The sequence below is a fragment of the Pelagicoccus sp. SDUM812002 genome, from assembly GCF_031127835.1.
In the GTDB taxonomy this organism is placed as follows: Bacteria; Verrucomicrobiota; Verrucomicrobiia; order Opitutales; family Opitutaceae; genus Pelagicoccus.
Genome location: NZ_JARXHX010000028.1, coordinates 19,804 through 38,513 on the forward strand (window position 1 = coordinate 19,804; position 18,710 = coordinate 38,513).

The following is an 18,710-nucleotide window of genomic DNA, read 5'->3' on the forward strand; positions in this document are numbered from 1 at the left end:
AAGGAAGGTTCGTTTGTAGTCATTTTCTACGATGGATTTAGTAACTTCAACAGGAATGCTTAAGTTTCGCTTAAGGGATGGCGAGCTGCAGGCTTCCAGCAGCCTAATACCCTATACCATCGAAACTACCTTTCAGCTCGCTAGGAGACGAAACGATCAAGAGAGGGAAATAGTTTGCCAGCCGAATAGCCAACACCTCGTCGGGCGTAAGCCGAACTGATAGTCCCCATGAATAGATAAACACAATATAGGTCACCCGATTAAGACTATTATGAGCTCTAACATAAAGAAGTATATAGATTTCTTGAATAACATCAGGGGCAGCGTGCTGCTTGGTTGCGACGGTTTCGTCGATGAGGTATATCAAATCGTAGATGTCCGTCACAGCCTCACCGACTACACGCCCATGGAAAACCTGAAGGGCTTTGGAGAGCTCATCGTAAAGCGAGCGGACGGGGGAGTAGGATTAGAGATCGTGCCTAAGCGCCGCTGCTCGGGCGGCTTTACGCCAAACACAGGGCGGGTGGCCGCTTTCCTCGGTCTCAAGCCAACCTTAACCGGCCTTTACGGTGCTAAGGACATCGATCCAGCCTTTGAGGAATTTGTCGATAACTGCGAGCTCGTGTCCCTAGGCGACCCAGCCCTGACCCTCGTCTTCGAGTTCTCTGATGGGAAACTGCTCATGAGTGCCCTCAAGACTGTGGCAAACCTGACCTGGGACGATTTTGTCGCATTCTTCGGCGAGGAGAAAATCAAGGACCTTTTCGAGGGTGTGGACATCCTTGGGCTGGGTTACTGGTCGCTTACTCCCGATTTCGATCGTTTTCTCACCGGATTCCTCTCCCAGTACGAAACCGCCCAAGCCCCCCGCCGCATGTTCTTCGACTTTGCAGACATTAAGAAGAAGTCCAACGAATCCTTCCTGCAGAGCTTGGAATTGATAAAGAAGTTCAACCAGAAGATCCCCATGACCCTGAGCCTGAACGAACACGAAGGTGAAGAACTCTTCAACCGGTTCGGAATGGAGTGGATAAGCGAACCCAAACAAGTTGCGGGTGGCTTGACAGAATTGCGGCAGCGAATTGGCATCGACGAGCTCGTGGTTCACACTCCGCATTTCGCGGCGGCGTCGAGCGCGATCGACGGAGAGGACTATGCCCTGCAAGAACTGCAGACCGAGGTAATCCGAACCGCTGGAGCGGGCGACACTTTTAATGGCGGCTACCTTTGTGCATCTTTGGGCGATTTGCCAGTCAAGGAGCGACTGGTGATTGCAAATGCAGCGACTGCTTTCTTCGTGACTCATGCTACGGCTCCGACCAAAGATGAACTGATCGCTCAAATCGAGGACACCTCCGACAAATAGTTGTGAGGGCATTTTAAATACACACTGCCATCCATCTTTCTTATGTCTCATATTCTATCTCTTCTTCATCCCGAGAGCACCGAGCCGATGCCATCGGTCCGTCTCGATTCCAAGGAATTGTCACTAGGGCAAAAACAAAGTTGGTCCGTGCAAACGCGAACCCTGCGCGGCGGCACCCAGGAGGGGGTCGACGTCGTCGAAATCGACAACGGAAAACTGAGCTTCGCTGTGCTTCCGACGCGAGGTATGGGGATTTGGAAAGGGCAGTGCGGCAACGTTCAGCTCGGCTGGGAATCCCCCGTGAAGAAACCGGTACACCCAGCATTCGTGCAGCCGCTCGAAAATGGCGGCCTAGGGTGGTTGAAGGGATTTAATGAATGGATAGTCCGTTGCGGCCTCTCCAGCATGGGAGCGCCGGGCACCGACACGCTCGTAGACAACAACGGGAACGCGATGGAGGCCTATCTCCCGCTCCATGGTAACATTGCAAACATCCCCGCTCACACCGTAACCGTCGAGATAACCGAAAAGGAGATCATCCTCCGTGGCACGGTCGATGAGACCATGATGTTTGGCCCGGCCTTGCGATTGCAGACGGAGATCCGTACTGATTTCGGAACCGGGAGTCTCACGATTGTGGATACAGTAACCAACCTCGGAGACAACCCGACCGAGCACGAGCTCCTATATCATGTCAACTATGGTTGTGGCGTGCTGGGGAAGGGGTCTCGATTTCGAGCGCCGTTCAAGCAAGTGGCACCGCGAGATCCGAGGGCGGCCGAAGGCATCGACGAATTCGACCAATTCGAAGGACCACAGCCGGGCTTCGTTGAACAGGCATACTTCTTCGAGCTCGCGGGCAAGCGCGGCAGCCGCCAAACGATGGCCATGCTTCAGAACGCGAAGGGCGACCAAGCGTCTGTGCTCCGCTACTCGCTCAAGGACTTTCCATGTTTCACGCTTTGGAAGAATACGGCTGGAGCAAAGGATGGCTACGTCACGGGACTGGAACCCGCTACGAGCTATCCTAACCCGCGCCGTTTCGAACGTTCGAAAGGACGCGTCTTGAGTTTGGAAGGAGGAGAATCCCGCAAGACCACTCTGGTGGTTGAAGCATTGGATACGAAGAAAGCGATTCGAGCTGCAGAGGCGGAAATCAAAGCGCTGCAAAAGGCGGCCAAAGGAACGGTACACCCTCAGGCCATCGCGAGATTTTCTGACAAATAACGCTTAGCTGGCGGCGGCATCGGTGGCGAATTCCTGAGTCCCAGAGTTCTCCACCGATCGACGGAAAATGGCGTTGTTCCTGCTGCAGCGAAAGAATGTCTTCCTCAAAATCCTTCTTTCGCCACACCAAGATAATTGCGACGCTCGGTCCAGCTACCGATACCAAGGAGATGCTGGCCAAGCTCATTCTTGCGGGGGTCGACATTCTTCGGCTGAACATGGCGCACGCGAGCCACAAATGGGTCGACGACGCCATGTGGCACATTCGCGAGGCATCTACTGAGATTGGTCGGCATGTCGGCGTCATGATGGACGTCAAGGGCCCAGAAATCCGTACCGGCAAGGTGGATGCAAGTATCGTAGTCTCCACCGGCGATATATTCGAAATTCATGTCGAGACAGCTCTGCCGACCGGCGACGTGCCAGCGGTTACCACCAATTACCCCGGTTTACCGAACGACGTGGAAGTGGGCGGAGTAGTCCTCATCGATAGCGGGCTAATCCGCATGAGAGTCGTTTCCAAGGACGATGAGCGGGTACGTCTCGAGGTCTTGACCCCCGGTGAAATCGGTTCGAAGCGCCACATCAATTTGCCGGGGGTCTTCGTCAACCTGCCTTGCCTAACGAAGAAGGACGAGGAAGACCTCAAGGCTGGTGTGAAAGCTGGGATCGACTTCGTCGCACTTTCGTTCGTACGCCAAGCATCCGATATCCGTACGCTTCGCGCCTTTCTAGACAGTCTCGGATCGTCGGCTAAGATTATCGCCAAGATCGAAGACCAAGCAGGAGTCCGCAACATGGCGGAAATCGTCGAAGAAGCCGATTGCATCATGGTCGCTCGTGGCGATCTCGGTATCGAGATCGACTACCATCGCTTGCCCTTGGTCCAGCGCGATCTGGTCGCGGCATGCCGCAGCGCCGGTAAACCCGTGATCATCGCAACCCACCTGCTGGAGACTATGATCTACTCGCCCATGCCCACCCGAGCGGAGATTTCGGACATCTCCAACGCCGTTCGCGAGCAGGCGGACGCTATCATGCTTTCCGGTGAAACGACCGTAGGCAAATATCCTCTGGAATCAGTGCAGGTCATGAAGAACATCATCGAAAGCATCGAGCCTTCAGTGAGCTACGACTTGAACCGCGACCTTACTTTGCCAACCCCAAAGGCGAAGCTCCTTCGCTCTGCAGCCAAGCTCGCCCAAGATATCGAAGACTCCGCTATCGTGGTTTTCACCCGCAGTGGATACCTCGCCTACACCTTGGGTGCCTTGAGGGCCCGAGGCGCGCCTATCTTCGCCTTCACGGATGTAGAGTCTATCTTCCGGCAATTGTTGCTTCCTTGGGGAGTGGAGCCGTTCCTCATCGAATTTTTTGAAAATCCGGAAGAGACGATTAGCCTCTCGCTGAAGATTCTTCGCCAAAAGAACTGGGTAAAGAAGGGTACCACGGTTACGGTTATCACCAATGCCTTGGCAGAGGGAAAAGTCATCGACACGCTGCAGCTGCGCACGATCTAGAAGCAACGACCGCGTAGGGAGCGACCGCCACGCCACACCCGGCGGCCCTACTGAAGAACAGTATGCAGTCCGAGTAGAATCGCAAAGGTTGCAAGTGCAACGACGCCCAAGAGGTAGAGGTAGCTCTTTTTCGGGGCTTCTCTGTATCTAGTTTCTGAGGACGCCTTGTCGCCTGTAGATCCTATGATCAAACCGCCCATTGCCACGAGGAAGCCAAAAAGATTCCACCAAAGCCAACTCATCTGCGGCATTGCTTGCCACAGTGTGGCATTGGTAGCGATTCCAGCCAAGAGGCTTGACATGCCCCATGCTGGATTGCGCAAGCTCCGCTTGAGCAGGATAAAGACGAAGCAGGCTAGAATGGGACCGTTAAATGCGGAACTTATTGCGTTGACCAAAACCAGTACGGTAGCCTGCGAGCCACTGAAGAGAAAGGCCAGTCCGCAAGCCGCCAAGCCGAAGAGCACGGTGAGGCTTCTCGCCCGTTGCAGCGGCTCTCGAAAGCCGGGCAGGGGGATCTTGCGCCCATCCAGAAAGTCCTTTTCAAGCGAGGCACTGAGAGAATTGATATTGGAGTCGAGGCTGGACATAGCGGCTGCCAGAATACCTGAAACGATGATACCCTTCAGTCCGATAGGCATGTATTCGATTATAAAATACGGGGCTATAAAGTCAGGATTTTGACCTATCATCTGATTCTGCAGCCAAGGCGACTGCTGGAAGAACAAGCCGAGCAATACGCCAAATCCGCAATAGGTAAGCACGAGCGGAAGGCGCAGGGTGCCATTGAGCAGAATCGCTTTGCGGGCTGTCGATAGGTCCCTGGCAGCGAGAAGCCGCTGAGCTTGGCTTTGGTCGCATCCATAGTACGCGAGGTAGAGGAAGAACCCTCCGATCAACATCGGCCACAAACTATAGGAAGCGCCGTCGTTTAGCCCGTTACCCGAAAGCTGATAAATACTCAGGCGCTCGGGGTCGAAAGCTCCGAGCGCTTCGCCTGGAGATTCGATGAGGAAGAGTAATACGATACCGCAGGCCAAAGCGCTTAACCAAAGGATCAGCAATTGTAGGATGTCTGAATATATGTCCGCTTCAATCCCACCGATCGTGGTGTAGATCAGCGACAGTCCGCCCACGATCAAGATGCTGCTTGCCACGGACAAGTCGAGGCAGACCGCAACTACCACCGACATCGCATAGAGGGCGACTCCTGTCGCGAGCCCACGGCCCGCGATGAAGAGTAAGCTCAACACTTTGCGGGTTCCTACTCCCATGCGACCTTCTACCGCGTAAAAGATAGTAGTGGCGTTTGGCTTCTTGTATCCAGAAACCAGATATAATATTCCAATCGCTGCCAGTGGGACCGCGAGTTCGTATTGCAGCCACTTTAAGCCGCCACCCTCCTTGAGGGCTATGAAAGCCGGGGCGCCGATCAAGCTAATGGCGCTGCACTGAGTCGCAATCATGGAGCCAGCGATCGACCAAGGGCCTAATCGATTTCCGGCGAGATAGTAGTCGCTCTGCTGTTTCTGTCGGGCGCCAATCCAGATGCTCAGAGCGACAATTCCCACAAGGTAGACGAAAACGATTATCCAATCGATGGGGTGCATACGCCTTGTTGCGAGCAGCATTTGCGCCGTCAATCTCGGTGCTTTATTTCGAGCGTAGCGGACCGTGCATTGACACGGGTTCCAAGGTTGATTTGTATTCACTTACTCTGACCAATCCTATTATCCAACCATTTCTGCTGCTATTGCGTCTTGTGGGTACGGCCTTTCTTTCGGCTATATTTATGCAGGGCTGCGCTCGTTTCGAAACGCTACGCTCTGACATTGCGGATTGGGAACAAAGCTCGCGTATCGCCGTTAGTTTGGAAGGTGATCCCTCGATCATCGACGGCGCCTACGCTGCTGTTTGGACACGAGGACAAGATGGAGACCTTGAAATCCAAGACCTGCAGGTCAGTGGCCCCGACGGGCGGCTCGCGTTTCTACTGCGAGACAAGCAGGACTATTTTTTTGGAGCTTTCCAGGACCGGAACGAGAACAGTAAAGTTGACGTGGGAGAACCGCTTTGGTTCTACGGTGACGAGAAACCACGTCCTGTTCCGCATGGAGCCCGCAGCGTGCAAGAAATAAACTTCCTGAAAATCGAACGCAAGGAGGCGATACACCTGCCGACTTTGGAGGACCTTCGCACCTCACGCGACGGCCGGGCTTTGTTCGACTTAACCACCGATCAGTCCGTGAAAATTATCGCTGGGGAAATCGCCGACCTAGATGATCCGCGATTTGCGATCGAGGTGGGGGACCAAGGCTTATGGGAGCCCACCCGGTTTATGAGAAACTATGGCGTCGGCGTCTTCTTTCTGCAGGAGTACGACGCGAGCAAGATGCCTTTGATATTTGTGAGCGGCGCCTCCGGTACACCTCGCAACTGGCAATGGATTGTAGAGCGTTTGGACAAGACCCGTTTTCAACCTTGGGTGTTTCACTATCCCTCCGGCCTTTCGCTGGAAGAGACATCGCACATCCTCGACCTTGTGTTGAATGCTTTATACAGGAAACACGGCTTCTCTGAAATAGGGGTGGTTGCCCACAGCATGGGAGGGCTGCTGGCGCGGAATTATATTCTCGTGGCCCAGAGTCGAGACTACGAAATTGCGGGATTTGTTAGCCTTTCTACGCCGTGGAACGGCCACTACATGGCAAAACTGGGTGTCGATTATGCGCCTGAAGCGATACCTTCCTGGAAGGACATCGAGCCGGACAGCGAATTCATCGAAATGATATTGGAAGCGCCGATGCCAGTTGAGCACCTATTGGTTTACGGTAACGCGAGTAATCGGTCGCCGTTTTTGCCAAAAGAAAACGATGGGACCGTTTCGGTGGAGAGCATGTTGGATCCACGGGCTGTCGAGGCGGCTACGAATGTGATCGAACTACCCAAGAACCATATCGACATCCTTAAATCACACAAAGCCCGCAAAGCGATTGAGCTTCTGTTCTCCGAATAGGATGATGTCGCTCGGAGTCCGTTCTCAATGCAATCCTGTGTTCGGTTGACAAGTCGGGTTAGTCGCCTACATCTGTAGGAATAGAGAGCCCGCCATCCTGGCGGACTTGTTCCATACCTCCAACTTCACCCACACTTGTATGTCGGATCTTTAGCGGATAGCTTTCAGGCTGGAGGCCTGACGATGTATGTATTGGGAGCCTTGTCCCTGGTGGGCCTGGCTGTCGCGATCGAGAGGCTGAAAAGTCTTCGCAGCGAACGCCTCATATTACGGGACTTCATGATCGGTTTTAAAAGGCTTTGGCACCAAGGCGCGTGGGAAGAGCTGGGGCGTCTGGTCCAGAGACGCCGTTGTGTTATGAGCCAAGTCGTTGCGGTCATCCTGAAGCGTCACTGCAAGCCGTTCGACCGAGTTTCCATGATCGCCTCGGACTCGGCCAACGCTGCTATCAAGAAAGAGCTACAGCTAGTCTATCCGTTGAATATTATCGCGACGATTAGCCCACTCATCGGCTTGTTTGGGACGATCATCGGCATGATCGCATCGTTTCGCATGATTGTGTTAACGGGTGTTTCGGGAGACGCTTCGATTGTTGCAGATGGGATATCGAAGGCCCTCGTGACGACGGCAGCGGGACGGATCGTCGGGATACCCGCGCTGACATTCTATCATTATTTCAAGAATAGAACCGCTCGGGGCAGTGGGGCGATTGAAGAGAATATCAATACGATTCTCTACGACTGGTTGCTCGAAGACTGGCTGACGATGCAAATTGACACCGGAAACGACGAAGAAAGGACGATTGATCTCGCGGCGGAGGCGGAACTGTTCACGGAGTCGTTGCGGACGCGAGAGAGTTTTTCTGTATCTAGTGAGCAATCACAAAATAGAGATCATCAAATGGGTGGTTTTGATCCTCTCGAGGAACAAACCAAAGCGTTGAGCGAAGGGCTACATTTGGTCGAAACGCTCTCTTATGACACCTCGGTTCCGTCCCGATTCATAGAGAAAAAAGCGGCAGCTGGAACATGGTCCTATATCGATTCCTAGTTTGTCCTGGGTCCTATTCCTGCCAAGCATGAGTTCCTCACGGACCAAGCGGGAACGGGGAAGATCGCTGTCGACTTGGACCTGAGATTACCGATGGCCCGCCGCAAATATCGCGAGTGGATTTATCGAGTGACGGAGAGTCCTGCGTTTGCGTTCCGGGAGGGCGAAGGGAGTTCCGTATACTATTTCTACAGCGAAATTTTCAGTGCCAGCCAACAAGAGACACTTATTCGGCTTCGAGCGGATAGGGAGGTGCAACTGTGGCTAAACGAGTCAACCGATCCTATCGTGACGACGCGTTCGGAATCCGGAAAAGTCGCATACGGACAGGTCCTTTTGAACAAAGGGAACAACCAGCTCCTCGTCCAGGTTGACAGTCATGGATCCGACGGATACTTGTGGGTCGCCCACTCGGCAGTGATCGCTGAATTGATAGAGGACTGACGCGTGAGTAGCGCACTTCTCGATCGGCCGCTGCGTAAGGAAGAGCGTCCACGGCGCGAGGCCAGCCAGTAGCGTCAAGCAAAGGCGCCACAGGGGAAAGCTAAGACCCTCGGTCCAAGTTCGCGGAGCCAGGAGGCCCTGAGCGAGCCGAATCCAATCGACGCTGCCATCTGCCTTCGAACCCGTTGGACCCGCGACCGCTCCGCCGACGCGGTACGATGATTGAGATTCGCCTCCCGTCGATTCCGTGACTTTTATCCAGCAGTGAAATGCGTTGTACTCGAGGGTAGCTGAAATGCCGATACGGTTGAGCAAGCTCGCTCCTACAATAGCAATTCCGTCGCAATCGTCGCTCTTCCGCTGCCACACCTCGGCGGCAGTCGGCCAATCGTGCAAATTGCCCCCGAAGAGGTTCCAGTCGCTCTCGTAGGTGATGCGTTTTTTCACGAACGCATGGACGGCATCCACTCGCTGCGAAAGCGGGGCATCGTGCGGGAGGATAGGTATCTCACGCTCCAGCTCTGCTAGAGCTTCGTCGCTGCCAAGAAAGAAAGGATCGACCAAACGTTCCGGATGCAAGACACGAGAAAACTGCCCGGCAAGGCGATGAAGGTTGGGGAAAAGGCTGAAGAGGACGAGAGCCACAGACGCGACAGCCGTGGCAGACAATCGCAAGATCTTGGCACGGTTGCCTGGTTTGAAATGCCTCTGCGTCACTACCCAAGATTCGGCGAAACCTAGCCGTTCTTGACGCGCTCGACTTTTTTTACGGTTCCTTTTAGGTCTGCCTGAAGTTGGCTAGGAACATCGCCAAACCAAAGGGTAGGGAGGTCCGCATCTCTCTAGCCTGAGTAAGTGGTGGCGGGAGCGATTATCGACCCGAAACCAAACGCCTTCGACGTCAGGTTATCTGAATACGATTACTATCGGTAAGGATCGACGAGCTCGGAGAAACTTATCGAGGTTCCGCCGGATGGCGACTTTTGCTGATTCTGACGTTGGGAGAAGTAGCAGCTTCGCAGCCCCTTTGCGACATCATAAGTTGTTGGCACCCCAGCTGACCCAACCATGCATAATTCCAAGCTTGTTCTTTCTAATCCTGTTAGCGAGTAATGTGCTGTTTGCGTTTCTCCTCATTCGCAAAGATCAAACTCAGCCTGAGATGGTGGCAGCGCCCGAGCAGGAACCCGTTATCGAGGCGATCAAAGAGTTTCGACCCGCTGCGCCCCTGCAATCGGAAATCCTTAACGCGGATCGAGTCAGCGCTTACGTGGCCGCTATCAAAGCGTTGGAGGAAAAAAAAACGCGAGCTGCAGGAAGAGGTTAGCGAACTGACGAATGAACTTTCGGTCTACAATGCGAGACGGCAGCAGCCAAGAGCTTCCAGCGTAAGGCCAGGCTCAAGCGGACTGACAGATCCGATGTTTGAGATGCTCGATAATGAGGCAACGTCGGACCTCGCTCTGGACTGGATTCGAGCCGACCAGTCGCGGCGCTTCGCTTCCCGGATCGCTCTGTCTGGATTGGATCCGGAGCGTAAGGAGATGTTCGTGGAATTACTCGGCGATCGATACGCTCATCGAAGCAACCTGAACAAATTTGGCGCGGATGTCCTTCCCGAGCAGGAGAGGCAGGGCATTGAGACTAGCTATCGCGCGGAGCTTAGCTCCTTGGTGGGAGATTAGATGGCCGGGCTCTTTTTGACGGCGGAGACGAAGCCTCTCTCTTTCGCACGAATACAAGAAATCGATACACTATTGCGGTTCGGTGACCAACCACTCACCCAAGACCAGTACTTACCCATTTGAAATCTGCTTTCAAATACCATCCAAGTAGGCGTCAGGATGAACGATGCCGCGTTGGTGATAGACGTAACCGAGCGTTCGATATCGAACAATATCGCCCTGCTGTCTGAAGCCGAAGCGGTGCGTTCACCGAGCCAATACGCGATTTCCGAGGAACGCGTTCTCGGCGACATAACGCAAACGATGCGCCGAATGCCCCAAAGGAATAAGGCGCATGCCGGGGCTGCGATCACAACACCGCCCCAACTGGTTGCGTTTCTACCAGAGTGGTTGTCTACGCTATGCGGCGAGTTGGCCAGAGAGCGTCTCGATGCGTTCCTTCACTTCCCTGTTGGCGGCTCGCAAGGCATTGATATCGACTCCCGCTTCCTTCATGCGCTTTTGCGTGATCGTCCAGTATGACTTTTCTCCCGGCGCTCCTTTGCCGAGGTTTTCGGTTATTGCTCCCGACAGGGCGAGCAGGTAGGCGTGTGGATTCTTCGTCGGAGCCTGCTCTGGCGCGTACTGGTAGCGGAGGGCCTCGATGGCGACCTCCGGGAAGTGCCAGGCCTCAAGAACGATAGCCGCGGCCTCCGGGTTGGTGACGCCGAGGTTCTCCTGCTCCCATTCAAGCAAAGGCGTCTCGTCGGAGGCTTTGAACTTCGGAGGAACGATGAACTTCTGCGAGCAAGCGTCAACGATCGTCTTTCCCATCGTTCTCAAAAGGCCGAGGGTGTAGGCTTCCTTTTCGTCGATGCCGCTTGCTTTGGCCAAGGCCTCCATGGCGAGGCCGGATGTGACCGAGTTTTCCCAGAAATGCCAGCCGTCGATACCATAAGTGTAGTTTCGGCGGGCAAAGACATTGGAGGCGGCCGCGAGGCCCACGACCTTGAAGAGCTCTGCAAAGCCGATCCGAGAGATTGCCTGCTCGAGGGAGTCCACCGCAGTGCCCGAACTGAATGCCATGCTGTTGGATATCTTGAGGACCTTGGCGGTCAGGGAGGGATCGGTGTTCACCAGGTTCACGATGCTCTTCGAGCTCGTGTTACGATCTTTAAGCAACTTGTTGAGCTTCGCGAAGATCTGAGGCGAGGGTGGCAGCTTTTGGGCGGCGGCTTTGAGTTCTAGATTTGAAATGTTGTAGGCCATGGTTTGCGGACGTTTCGATTGGTTGCCCCCTAAAATCGGCTCTGCGAAAACTCGCTGTAGATTCACCTGCGTTAATAGGATTTAAAAGGTATTCGGCAAACGGTTGGTATGCCTGCGGGCTCGTATCTTTGGAGGATCCATGACAGCGGGACAATCGATTGGCGCATCGATTGCACCGTGCAGGCTCGAGGGGGCGAAAGAGCTTACCCCATTCCGAGAAATACCTTATGAAACTTGAAAAAGAAGAACCGAAGAAATCGGCGCGTGCCCGTATCAGACGCGAGCGATTCACCATGATCCGGTCCTTTGCGCTGGCGGACGTGCTAACGCTTCTCAATGGAGCTTGTGGTAGCGGGTCAGTCATCGCGGCAATGCAATACCTTATCACGCAGGAAGGGCACTGGCTTACCTTGGCGCTGGCCCTTCTCCCTCTCGCCCTCGGTTTCGACTTCCTAGACGGCCGGGTCGCTAGGTGGCGCAAGAAGTCCTCGGCTCTCGGAGCAGACCTCGATTCGCTCGCCGATGTCATTTCGTTTGGAATGGCTCCCGCGGCGATCGGATTTGCCGCGGGTTTGCGTGGTGGGATCGATGTCTTGCTGCTCCTCTTTTTCGTCGGCTGCGGTATCAGCAGGTTGGCCCGCTTCAACACGACAGCCGTTTCCATGGCGAACGAGGCCGGAAAAGTGAGCCATTTCGAAGGTACTCCGATTCCAACCAGCGTTGGAATTGTATTTGTTATCTGGATTCTGCACGGACTGGGCAAAACCGGAGATGCGATGTGGCTTGGTTCCACCTCAATTCTAGGCTCCGTGATCCACCCGCTCAGCTTAATTTACGCAATTAGCGGTACCTTGATGGTAAGTACCGTGCGCATCCCTAAGTTTTAGCCTTTCAGCCGACGGTTAACTTTCCTGGGAGAGTATAACCGCAGAATAACCGGCAAGGGCTATCTTTAAGATGCTTTGACCTTCGCGATCCTCCGGTTCGAAGGTTTGAGCCTCCGCTTGGCCCTCATTTTGAAAGTCGTCGCCATAACAGGTGGCATCGCTGTTGAATCGCGCGACCCATGTGCCGGTGTCTGGGGCTTCGACTTCAATCGAATCGCGAAGTTCGTGAGAGAAGTTCACCACTATGAGCGTCGAGTCGTTAGGTCCGGACTCCCGCCAACGGTGGTAAGCCAAGGTTTTAGCCAGCGGGTCGAAGTGGCAGATCTGGATGTGTTGCCCGGTGAGTCCAGCCGTTTTTTCTTCTCGATTCTTCCGGAGGTGCACGAGGTCGCGGTAGCAGCGGTGAATACCGGAATAGGTATCCAATTTTTCCCAACGAAGTGGAACGTTATCGCGGAACCACTCGTCCTCTAGGAATTCCTGACCTTGAAAGAGCATCGGGATACCGGGAGCCGTCATCACGAGCACTGCTCCGAGAAGCGAACGCTTGCGGGCGGACAAGCTGTCAGGCGTGCCAGCGTCTATTTCGCTCGGCAGTCGAGCGCTTCCGTTTGCGACCTCGTCGTGCGATTCCGAATACACGACTCGCTTAAAGGCATCGTTGTCGAACTTGCTTGTAAGAGCGTCCTCGATCGATTCGAGGGAACGGTCTTCATCTGCCGGCTGGCTCAGTGCAGCTCTAACCGGGTGAACGAAAGCCGCGCACCATTGGCTGCTAAATCCAGCGCCTCCCGCGCCCGTGTCTTTGACCAACCATTCGCTGTCGCGAAGGTCCTCCGCCAACAATATAGCTCGTGGGTTCGCATGCCGTACCGCGTCGTTCAGCTCTTGCATCAGGCTCCAACCCTCCTTCAAGTCATCGTTAGGGTCGTCCGGATTCCCTTTGGTAGACCGAATAAACAGGGTCATGTCTAGCCGTAGGCCATCCACTTTGTAGATGTCCAGCCACATGAGGGCGTTATCGATCAAGTAGTCTCTAACTTCTTGGCGACCGTAGTCAGGGCGAGTGTCGCCCCACGGCGTTTCGGAGCGGTGGTCGTTGAAAAAATAGATTCCTCCTTTGCCGTTCTCTTCCCACCCGTCGAACTGCCAGAGATCCAAGTCGGACGGGCCGAAGTGGTTGTACACGACGTCCAAGATGACCGCGATGCCCTTTGCGTGGGCAGCTTGGACGAACGCTAGAAAAGCCTCCGGTCCGCCGTAGGCAGATTCGACGGCGTATGGGTGGGCTGGATTGTACCCCCAAGAGAGATCGCCTGCGAACTCGGATACCGGCATTATTTCTATGGCGTTGATGCCAAGGTCCGAAAGGTAGTCTAGCTTGCCCATCGCCTCCTCGAAAGTTCCCACGGCGGCTTCGTCCGCTAACGCGAAGCTGCCGATGTGAAGCTCGTAGACAACCAACTGGTCCAAGGAAGGCGGAACGAAGGCAGGTGTGTCGTCGGGGCTCGGCTGCCAGATGATCCCTGCTCCGATAGAGTTCTCTACTTTCAAAGCTCGCGGATCCACTCGATCGAAGGTGCGATCGCCCGTTGTGATCCTGTACTTATAGCGTTGTCCCTGCTCGGCGGATTCCACGCATGCCGTCCAATTGCCGCCTTCGACCGACTCCATGGGATGCGCATCCTCCTTCCAGTCGTTGAAGTCGCCGACAACGCTAACTGAATCTGCGTGCGGCGCCCAAACGGCAAAAGTGAACCCCTCGTTCGTTTGGCGAGCCCCAAGGGTGCATTTGGAAGCTGATGGTTCGGCGGCTGTATCTGTATTCATTGATTAATTACGTTTGACGCCATTTCGCATTCGTCGTGCCAAAGACTCTGCAATGTGTGCACATTTACTGAATTTCCTTCAATTGCCGAGCGAGCCGGCACTCCACCAGAATCTAACGGAACGACGAAAACTGAGAACGTCTAAATTGACGTCTATCCTTTCTGCCCCTGTGTATGCCATGTACGTCATTTACTGGTCGCGAGCCGTCAATGAATAGACTTTGCAATAGCGAGGGAAAGGAGGCTGGCGATTGCGAATTCGAGGATGCAAATAGCAGTGCCAGAGCGATCTTATGGTGCGAATTGGAAACAGGGGATGCATTCCCAATCGCTTTGGCAGCAATCTTACCCCGCAAAGCTCCCCGGCGCAAATGGCGCGGAATCCGCAATAGCTTCCGCAAGTACGTCTCCTTTCGCCAGCGATCGGTAATGCTAAACGTGCTCGTCGACACGATGGCTCTCTCGCCGGGAATGTCCGCTACCGCAAAGTTCCCGGCCAAACAAATCTACCTAACCTACCAACGGATCACCACTATGAGCCACTCTACACTAAGTTCTACCGCTTCCCGTTCCTCGGAGAGTCTAAAGCAAAACCAATCCAACGATGCGCCCACGTGGCTTGTAACTCTCGCTAAGGCGGGTTACGCAGCCAGGGGCGTGATTTACCTGCTAATCGGTAGCCTCGCTCTGCTGAAGGCGATGGGAGAGGGTGGAAAGTCCACGGACTCCAAGGGTGCGCTTGAGAAGGTGCTGGAAGCGCCCGGTGGCGTAGCGATCCTTTGGATCATCGCGGCTGGCTTGATCGGCTACTCGACATGGCGCTTTGTCCAGTCGATCTTGGATGCGGACAATCACGGAACAGACGGCAAAGGGATTTTGATTCGAGGCGGTCTTGCTGTGAGTGGTATCACGCACACTATCTTGGCATTCACGACGGCCAAGATAGCATTGAATACGTCTTCCGGAGGCGGAGGATCGAAGGAGACGTTGGTCGCAACGATATTGGGATGGCCCGGAGGTCCCTGGATCGTCGGAGCGATTGGACTATCGATCGCCGGAGTAGGCTGCGCTCACATCATCAAGGCGATTAAGGAGAAGTATAAAGACCATTTGTCCGTGGACGAAGAGGTCATGCGAAAGATCAGTCCTGTATGCAAATTCGGCCTGATCGCTCGCGGCATCGCGTTCTTTATTATAGCGGGCATGTTCATTTTTGCGGCGACGACCCAAGACCCCGACGAAGCGGGAGGAATCAAGGAAGTGCTCAATACTGTATCAAGTCAGCCGTTCGGTCCTTATCTGCTAGGAGCTCTAGCAGTCGGATTGTTCGCTTTCGGCATTTATAGTATAACGGAGGCCTTGTATCGTAAAATCGATTACAAAGGTTAGTAAGGTCAATCGTCTCAGTCTTCGGGGGAAAACGTAGAGATAATATCATTTGACAGTCTCCTATTTCGAACAGCCACCCAACGACAATATCCAGATACCAGATACGATGGCTAATAACGCTAACGAAACTGTCTTTTTGTGCTCCTTAAAGATCTTTTCAGCTCTATTTCCAGCGTAGTAAACAAGCACAGCCAATCCGTAGTACCGAATTCCCCGGGAAAGAGCCGATGCCAAGAGGAACCCCCCGAGCGTGTATTTAGTCGCACCTGCAGCCAGCATAGCGATTTGGAAAGGGATAGGAGCTACCCCTACACTAAAGACGAACCAAAACCCTTCGCTTTGCATCTTCGATTGAACTTCCTCGAACTCTCCCTGCGAGGAAATCATAGAGATAATCTGGTCGCCAGCAGCTTCTAGGAAATAGTAACCGATCCCGTAACCGAGCAGAGCGGCCAAAATGCAGGCAAAAAGCACCACTGTGCTGATCAGAAAGAGCTGTTTGCGGCGAGCCTGCATCAATGGGATCAGAATCGCTTCCAGGGGAATGGGTATGAGGATTGCCTCGAGAAAGGACGCGAGCCCGATCCCCCACAGCATGTGCTCGGACTCAACCATGCGCGAAACGAGACGGTTCATCCGCTGAAGGCTTCTCCGGAGGAAGCCAGTGTTATCATCTGACCTATCGTTTGGAGTATCGCTCTGGCCCATTCTTAAAGGCTCCTAGACGATGGCCGCTACCAAGGTTCCCAAGCACAGGACTGACGATACAACCGCTAGGGCCAGAGCCCATTTAGTCCGTCGTTCGTACCGGTCGTTGAGCTCGGCTTGAACTTCAAGCTGTTGCGCTAGGGCTTCCAGTTGGGCAGCCGTCGCAGCTAACAGCTCGCCAGCTTGGATCGCCTCGCGTTCCAAGCGCTCTAGCTTCTCTGAAGAATCTGCTGTAGATGATTTTGACTTAAGATTGGCCACCACGCCGCTCGCGTTGGCGACCAGCGGGGCGAGAGCTTTAAGTATGGGCAGGATTTGAATAGCCATAAAACGAGGGGTCTGTTTCTCAAACAAGGTGCCTGTTGCAGGATCGGCGCCCAACCTGTCAGGCTTGCACGCTCAACCGCCCAATTGAGCTCGGATGGTTCGTGGCTTCGGCCTGAGCGAGAGTGATAGAGGTCAAGCCTTGCTTGGGTTTGTATCGTTCGATGTAGGTTCTTCCTGGGCCGCATAAAAAATCAATGGAAGGTTTTTCGTAAGCAGTTTCTCAACCGTCGACCGCATGCCGTCCGCGTCGATGCGTCAGGTAGAGCTAGGTTCCGCCGATCTAAATTCCACTTTTATTCGTATACCTTTTTCGGATACTGAGTCCGAGAGGCTCGCTGGAGCGTCATCGTTGACGTAGACCTTGAGCAACCGAGATCGCGTCTATCCGACATTGAGTTCTCGAACTTGAATCAAGGGCAAGAATGGTAAGGGCGATCCGTCTCTTCTGAGGATTCATTCGAATACTCTGTAGTGACCGTTCCTGTTGGTCCGATATTCGCGAGACCTACGGCAGGTCAACCGTCACCGAGTAGTCTCGCTTGAAAAAGCTGCCACCGGATTCCTTGTCGGATCCGTAGCTGAGCACTGTCACGGAGTCCTCCGTTACGATGTACTTGAAAGGCTCACCAATGTGATCTTGAAGCGCTTCCTCAGGAAGACCCAGTTCGGACAAGGCAGATGGCGCTCTTCCGTTGGCTTCAATAAAGGAGTTGATCGCCATTTCCACCGTATTCATCCGAGCAAGGGAGATCTTCTTCGGGTTTTCTACGTCCCCATAGAAAACGAGCAATAAGACAATCACCAATGCGGCGATTCCGATTGTTAAACCAAGTTTCAGTTTTGAGGTGGTGGAACTCATGAATTAAAAATTAAAGCTTTGAAGCTGCGCGCATTTATTCGAGAGGGCGAGCTCGTTCTAACCGAGTGCATTTCGTTGGATAGATTCATACCTGTCGTTTTCTATAGCCAAATTTCTATGATGACGTACATAATTGGGCCCAGAGGCAGGCCGGTTTCGAAATAGTATTTTGTTTTACTGGGCGAATACAGCACCGTCAGGCTGCCGGATCACGGGGAATCAGTCGATCCAACCACGAAAATCGTATACCAGGAAGCCGATATACTCTCTGAGTATTTTCGTCGATTTATATAGGCCTTCAGCTGTAGGTAGGTAGTCGAGCAAGGTATTGTATTTTCCGTTCAAAGAATCGACTGCGAACGGAGTGATCTCGATGCCGTCAATGTTCGACTCGAAAACCGCCATGCTGCGTCGCATGTGCCAAGCTGACGTAACGAGGATGACGGATGTGATCCCGCGCTCTTCAAATATTGGTTTCAGATAGACGGTGTGCTGATAGGTATTTTCGGCTTGGCTCTCCTCGATGATGTTTTCTCGGGGGACTCCGAGTTCCTCGAGGAAGGAAGACATAGCCTGACTATGGGGCCGGTCCGAGAAGCCGCCGCCAGAGGTCACAATGACCCTGGGGGCCTTGCCGGCTTTAAAAAGTCGTGCTGCGTTGAATACGCGATCTGATGAGTCGTTCAACTCAATCCAGATATCATTTTGCAAAGTACCTCCTCCGAGCACTAATATGGCATCCGCTTGCGGAGATTCGGAAAGCTCAGCGTAGCCATATTCCTTTTCGATTCCAACTGCTAGCCACGTTGAAAAGGCAGTTGTTGAAAAGAAGTAAAGGTAGGCTACCCCTCCTACAATGAAAACTCCTCCCAGCTTTCTTTTTTTGCGCCAATTGAGCACAACTCCCAAAGCAACGGATACAATGGTAGTGAAGATTGGATACAAAAGTGCGCTCAGGAATCTAGTGAGTAAGAAAGACATATGATTGAAGCGATCGAATTTGTTGGCTAGGTGGCCGAATCGGCAGGGTGTTTTTGAACCATGGCCGAAGAGTGAATACGACAATACCTCATTTTGAAAGAGTCCAATACAAGAGATTTGCAACGTCATAGAATTGGGCGACTCCTGAATCGAACCAAGCCAGACGTGGGGGGG

The 18,710-nt window shown here is 53.7% G+C and carries 18 protein-coding genes; 9 read left to right on the top strand and 9 right to left on the bottom strand.

Annotated elements, in window-relative coordinates; all coding sequences use genetic code 11:
• The first annotated feature begins 271 nt into the window (after window positions 1–271).
• The 3 genes from QEH53_RS22110 (at window position 272) to pyk (ending at window position 4,113) form a co-directional block, all read left to right on the top strand.
• On the top strand, window positions 272–1,366 hold the full coding sequence (locus QEH53_RS22110) for a carbohydrate kinase family protein (protein WP_309025409.1): 1,095 nt from the start codon (window positions 272–274) through the stop codon (window positions 1,364–1,366).
• Window positions 1,367–1,408: 42 nt separating this feature from the next.
• On the top strand, window positions 1,409–2,593 hold the full coding sequence (locus QEH53_RS22115; RefSeq protein WP_309025410.1) for an aldose 1-epimerase family protein: 1,185 nt from the start codon (window positions 1,409–1,411) through the stop codon (window positions 2,591–2,593).
• A gap of 95 nt (window positions 2,594–2,688) precedes the next feature.
• Complete coding sequence (pyk, locus tag QEH53_RS22120; protein ID WP_309025411.1) at window positions 2,689–4,113, top strand: pyruvate kinase; 1,425 nt, start codon at window positions 2,689–2,691, stop codon at window positions 4,111–4,113.
• A gap of 47 nt (window positions 4,114–4,160) precedes the next feature.
• Here the strand turns inward: pyk and QEH53_RS22125 are convergent, their stop codons facing one another.
• Window positions 4,161–5,744, bottom strand: coding sequence for a hypothetical protein (locus tag QEH53_RS22125; RefSeq protein WP_309025412.1), 1,584 nt, complete (start codon window positions 5,742–5,744; stop codon window positions 4,161–4,163).
• A gap of 71 nt (window positions 5,745–5,815) precedes the next feature.
• On the opposite strand from QEH53_RS22125, the gene QEH53_RS22130 reads away from it, so the two are divergent.
• A complete protein-coding gene (locus tag QEH53_RS22130; protein ID WP_309025413.1) occupies window positions 5,816–7,129 on the top strand; it encodes an alpha/beta hydrolase in 1,314 nt (437 codons plus the stop codon).
• A 135-nt stretch (window positions 7,130–7,264) separates the two neighbouring features.
• Window positions 7,265–8,179 (top strand): MotA/TolQ/ExbB proton channel family protein, encoded by a 915-nt coding sequence (locus QEH53_RS22135; protein ID WP_309025414.1) that lies wholly within the window; start codon window positions 7,265–7,267, stop codon window positions 8,177–8,179.
• Between the two features lie 273 nt (window positions 8,180–8,452).
• Here the strand turns inward: QEH53_RS22135 and QEH53_RS22140 are convergent, their stop codons facing one another.
• Complete coding sequence (locus tag QEH53_RS22140) at window positions 8,453–9,298, bottom strand: hypothetical protein (RefSeq protein ID WP_309025415.1); 846 nt, start codon at window positions 9,296–9,298, stop codon at window positions 8,453–8,455.
• Window positions 9,299–9,707: 409 nt separating this feature from the next.
• Between QEH53_RS22140 and QEH53_RS22145 the strand changes: the two genes are divergently transcribed.
• Both QEH53_RS22145 and QEH53_RS22150 read left to right on the top strand, forming a co-directional pair.
• Window positions 9,708–9,950, top strand: a complete 243-nt coding sequence (locus QEH53_RS22145; protein WP_309025416.1) for a hypothetical protein — start codon at window positions 9,708–9,710, stop codon at window positions 9,948–9,950.
• A gap of 94 nt (window positions 9,951–10,044) precedes the next feature.
• Entirely contained in the window at window positions 10,045–10,308 is a 264-nt protein-coding gene (locus QEH53_RS22150) for a hypothetical protein (protein WP_309025417.1), read from the top strand.
• Here QEH53_RS22150 and QEH53_RS22155 read toward each other — a convergent pair.
• Together QEH53_RS22155 and QEH53_RS22160 are read right to left on the bottom strand one after the other, a co-directional pair.
• Window positions 10,305–10,601: a hypothetical protein gene (locus tag QEH53_RS22155; RefSeq protein WP_309025418.1), complete on the bottom strand. Its 297-nt coding sequence runs from the start codon at window positions 10,599–10,601 to the stop codon at window positions 10,305–10,307. The two genes, QEH53_RS22150 and QEH53_RS22155, sit on opposite strands and share 4 nt — an antisense overlap.
• 106 nt (window positions 10,602–10,707) lie before the next feature.
• Window positions 10,708–11,622: an HDOD domain-containing protein gene (locus QEH53_RS22160; RefSeq protein WP_309025419.1), complete on the bottom strand. Its 915-nt coding sequence runs from the start codon at window positions 11,620–11,622 to the stop codon at window positions 10,708–10,710.
• A 161-nt stretch (window positions 11,623–11,783) separates the two neighbouring features.
• On the opposite strand from QEH53_RS22160, the gene QEH53_RS22165 reads away from it, so the two are divergent.
• Window positions 11,784–12,443 carry a CDP-alcohol phosphatidyltransferase family protein gene (locus QEH53_RS22165; RefSeq protein WP_309025420.1) on the top strand — a complete coding sequence of 220 codons (660 nt, stop codon included), beginning with the start codon at window positions 11,784–11,786 and terminating at the stop codon, window positions 12,441–12,443.
• A 15-nt stretch (window positions 12,444–12,458) separates the two neighbouring features.
• On the opposite strand, the gene QEH53_RS22170 is transcribed toward QEH53_RS22165, so the two are convergent.
• Window positions 12,459–14,273 (bottom strand): alpha-amylase family glycosyl hydrolase, encoded by a 1,815-nt coding sequence (locus tag QEH53_RS22170; RefSeq protein WP_309025421.1) that lies wholly within the window; start codon window positions 14,271–14,273, stop codon window positions 12,459–12,461.
• Window positions 14,274–14,482: 209 nt separating this feature from the next.
• Between QEH53_RS22170 and QEH53_RS22175 the strand changes: the two genes are divergently transcribed.
• Window positions 14,483–15,661: a DUF1206 domain-containing protein gene (locus tag QEH53_RS22175; RefSeq protein ID WP_309025422.1), complete on the top strand. Its 1,179-nt coding sequence runs from the start codon at window positions 14,483–14,485 to the stop codon at window positions 15,659–15,661.
• A 60-nt stretch (window positions 15,662–15,721) separates the two neighbouring features.
• Here the strand turns inward: QEH53_RS22175 and QEH53_RS22180 are convergent, their stop codons facing one another.
• From QEH53_RS22180 to QEH53_RS22195, 4 genes are all read right to left on the bottom strand, one after another.
• Window positions 15,722–16,297, bottom strand: coding sequence for a VTT domain-containing protein (locus QEH53_RS22180; protein ID WP_309025423.1), 576 nt, complete (start codon window positions 16,295–16,297; stop codon window positions 15,722–15,724).
• An 84-nt stretch (window positions 16,298–16,381) separates the two neighbouring features.
• On the bottom strand, window positions 16,382–16,696 hold the full coding sequence (locus QEH53_RS22185; protein WP_309025424.1) for a hypothetical protein: 315 nt from the start codon (window positions 16,694–16,696) through the stop codon (window positions 16,382–16,384).
• Between the two features lie 505 nt (window positions 16,697–17,201).
• On the bottom strand, window positions 17,202–17,555 hold the full coding sequence (locus QEH53_RS22190) for a hypothetical protein (RefSeq protein ID WP_309025425.1): 354 nt from the start codon (window positions 17,553–17,555) through the stop codon (window positions 17,202–17,204).
• A 219-nt stretch (window positions 17,556–17,774) separates the two neighbouring features.
• Window positions 17,775–18,710 (bottom strand): YdcF family protein (locus QEH53_RS22195; RefSeq protein ID WP_309025426.1); only part of this gene is annotated, 936 nt, incomplete at its 5' end.

Bases quoted from the DNA above. Each gene is read 5' to 3' on its own strand.
- QEH53_RS22110 (WP_309025409.1), top strand. From the start codon at position 272: ATGAGCTCTAACATAAAGAAGTATATAGATTTCTTGAATAACATCAGG.
- QEH53_RS22115 (WP_309025410.1), top strand. From the start codon at position 1,409: ATGTCTCATATTCTATCTCTTCTTCATCCCGAGAGCACCGAGCCGATG.
- pyk (WP_309025411.1), top strand. From the start codon at position 2,689: ATGTCTTCCTCAAAATCCTTCTTTCGCCACACCAAGATAATTGCGACG.
- QEH53_RS22125 (WP_309025412.1), bottom strand. From the start codon at position 5,744: ATGCTGCTCGCAACAAGGCGTATGCACCCCATCGATTGGATAATCGTT.
- QEH53_RS22150 (WP_309025417.1), top strand. From the start codon at position 10,045: ATGTTTGAGATGCTCGATAATGAGGCAACGTCGGACCTCGCTCTGGAC.
- QEH53_RS22155 (WP_309025418.1), bottom strand. From the start codon at position 10,601: ATGTCGCCGAGAACGCGTTCCTCGGAAATCGCGTATTGGCTCGGTGAA.
- QEH53_RS22165 (WP_309025420.1), top strand. From the start codon at position 11,784: ATGAAACTTGAAAAAGAAGAACCGAAGAAATCGGCGCGTGCCCGTATC.
- QEH53_RS22170 (WP_309025421.1), bottom strand. From the start codon at position 14,273: ATGAATACAGATACAGCCGCCGAACCATCAGCTTCCAAATGCACCCTT.
- QEH53_RS22175 (WP_309025422.1), top strand. From the start codon at position 14,483: ATGAATAGACTTTGCAATAGCGAGGGAAAGGAGGCTGGCGATTGCGAA.
- QEH53_RS22180 (WP_309025423.1), bottom strand. From the start codon at position 16,297: ATGAACCGTCTCGTTTCGCGCATGGTTGAGTCCGAGCACATGCTGTGG.
- QEH53_RS22185 (WP_309025424.1), bottom strand. From the start codon at position 16,696: ATGGCTATTCAAATCCTGCCCATACTTAAAGCTCTCGCCCCGCTGGTC.
- QEH53_RS22190 (WP_309025425.1), bottom strand. From the start codon at position 17,555: ATGAGTTCCACCACCTCAAAACTGAAACTTGGTTTAACAATCGGAATC.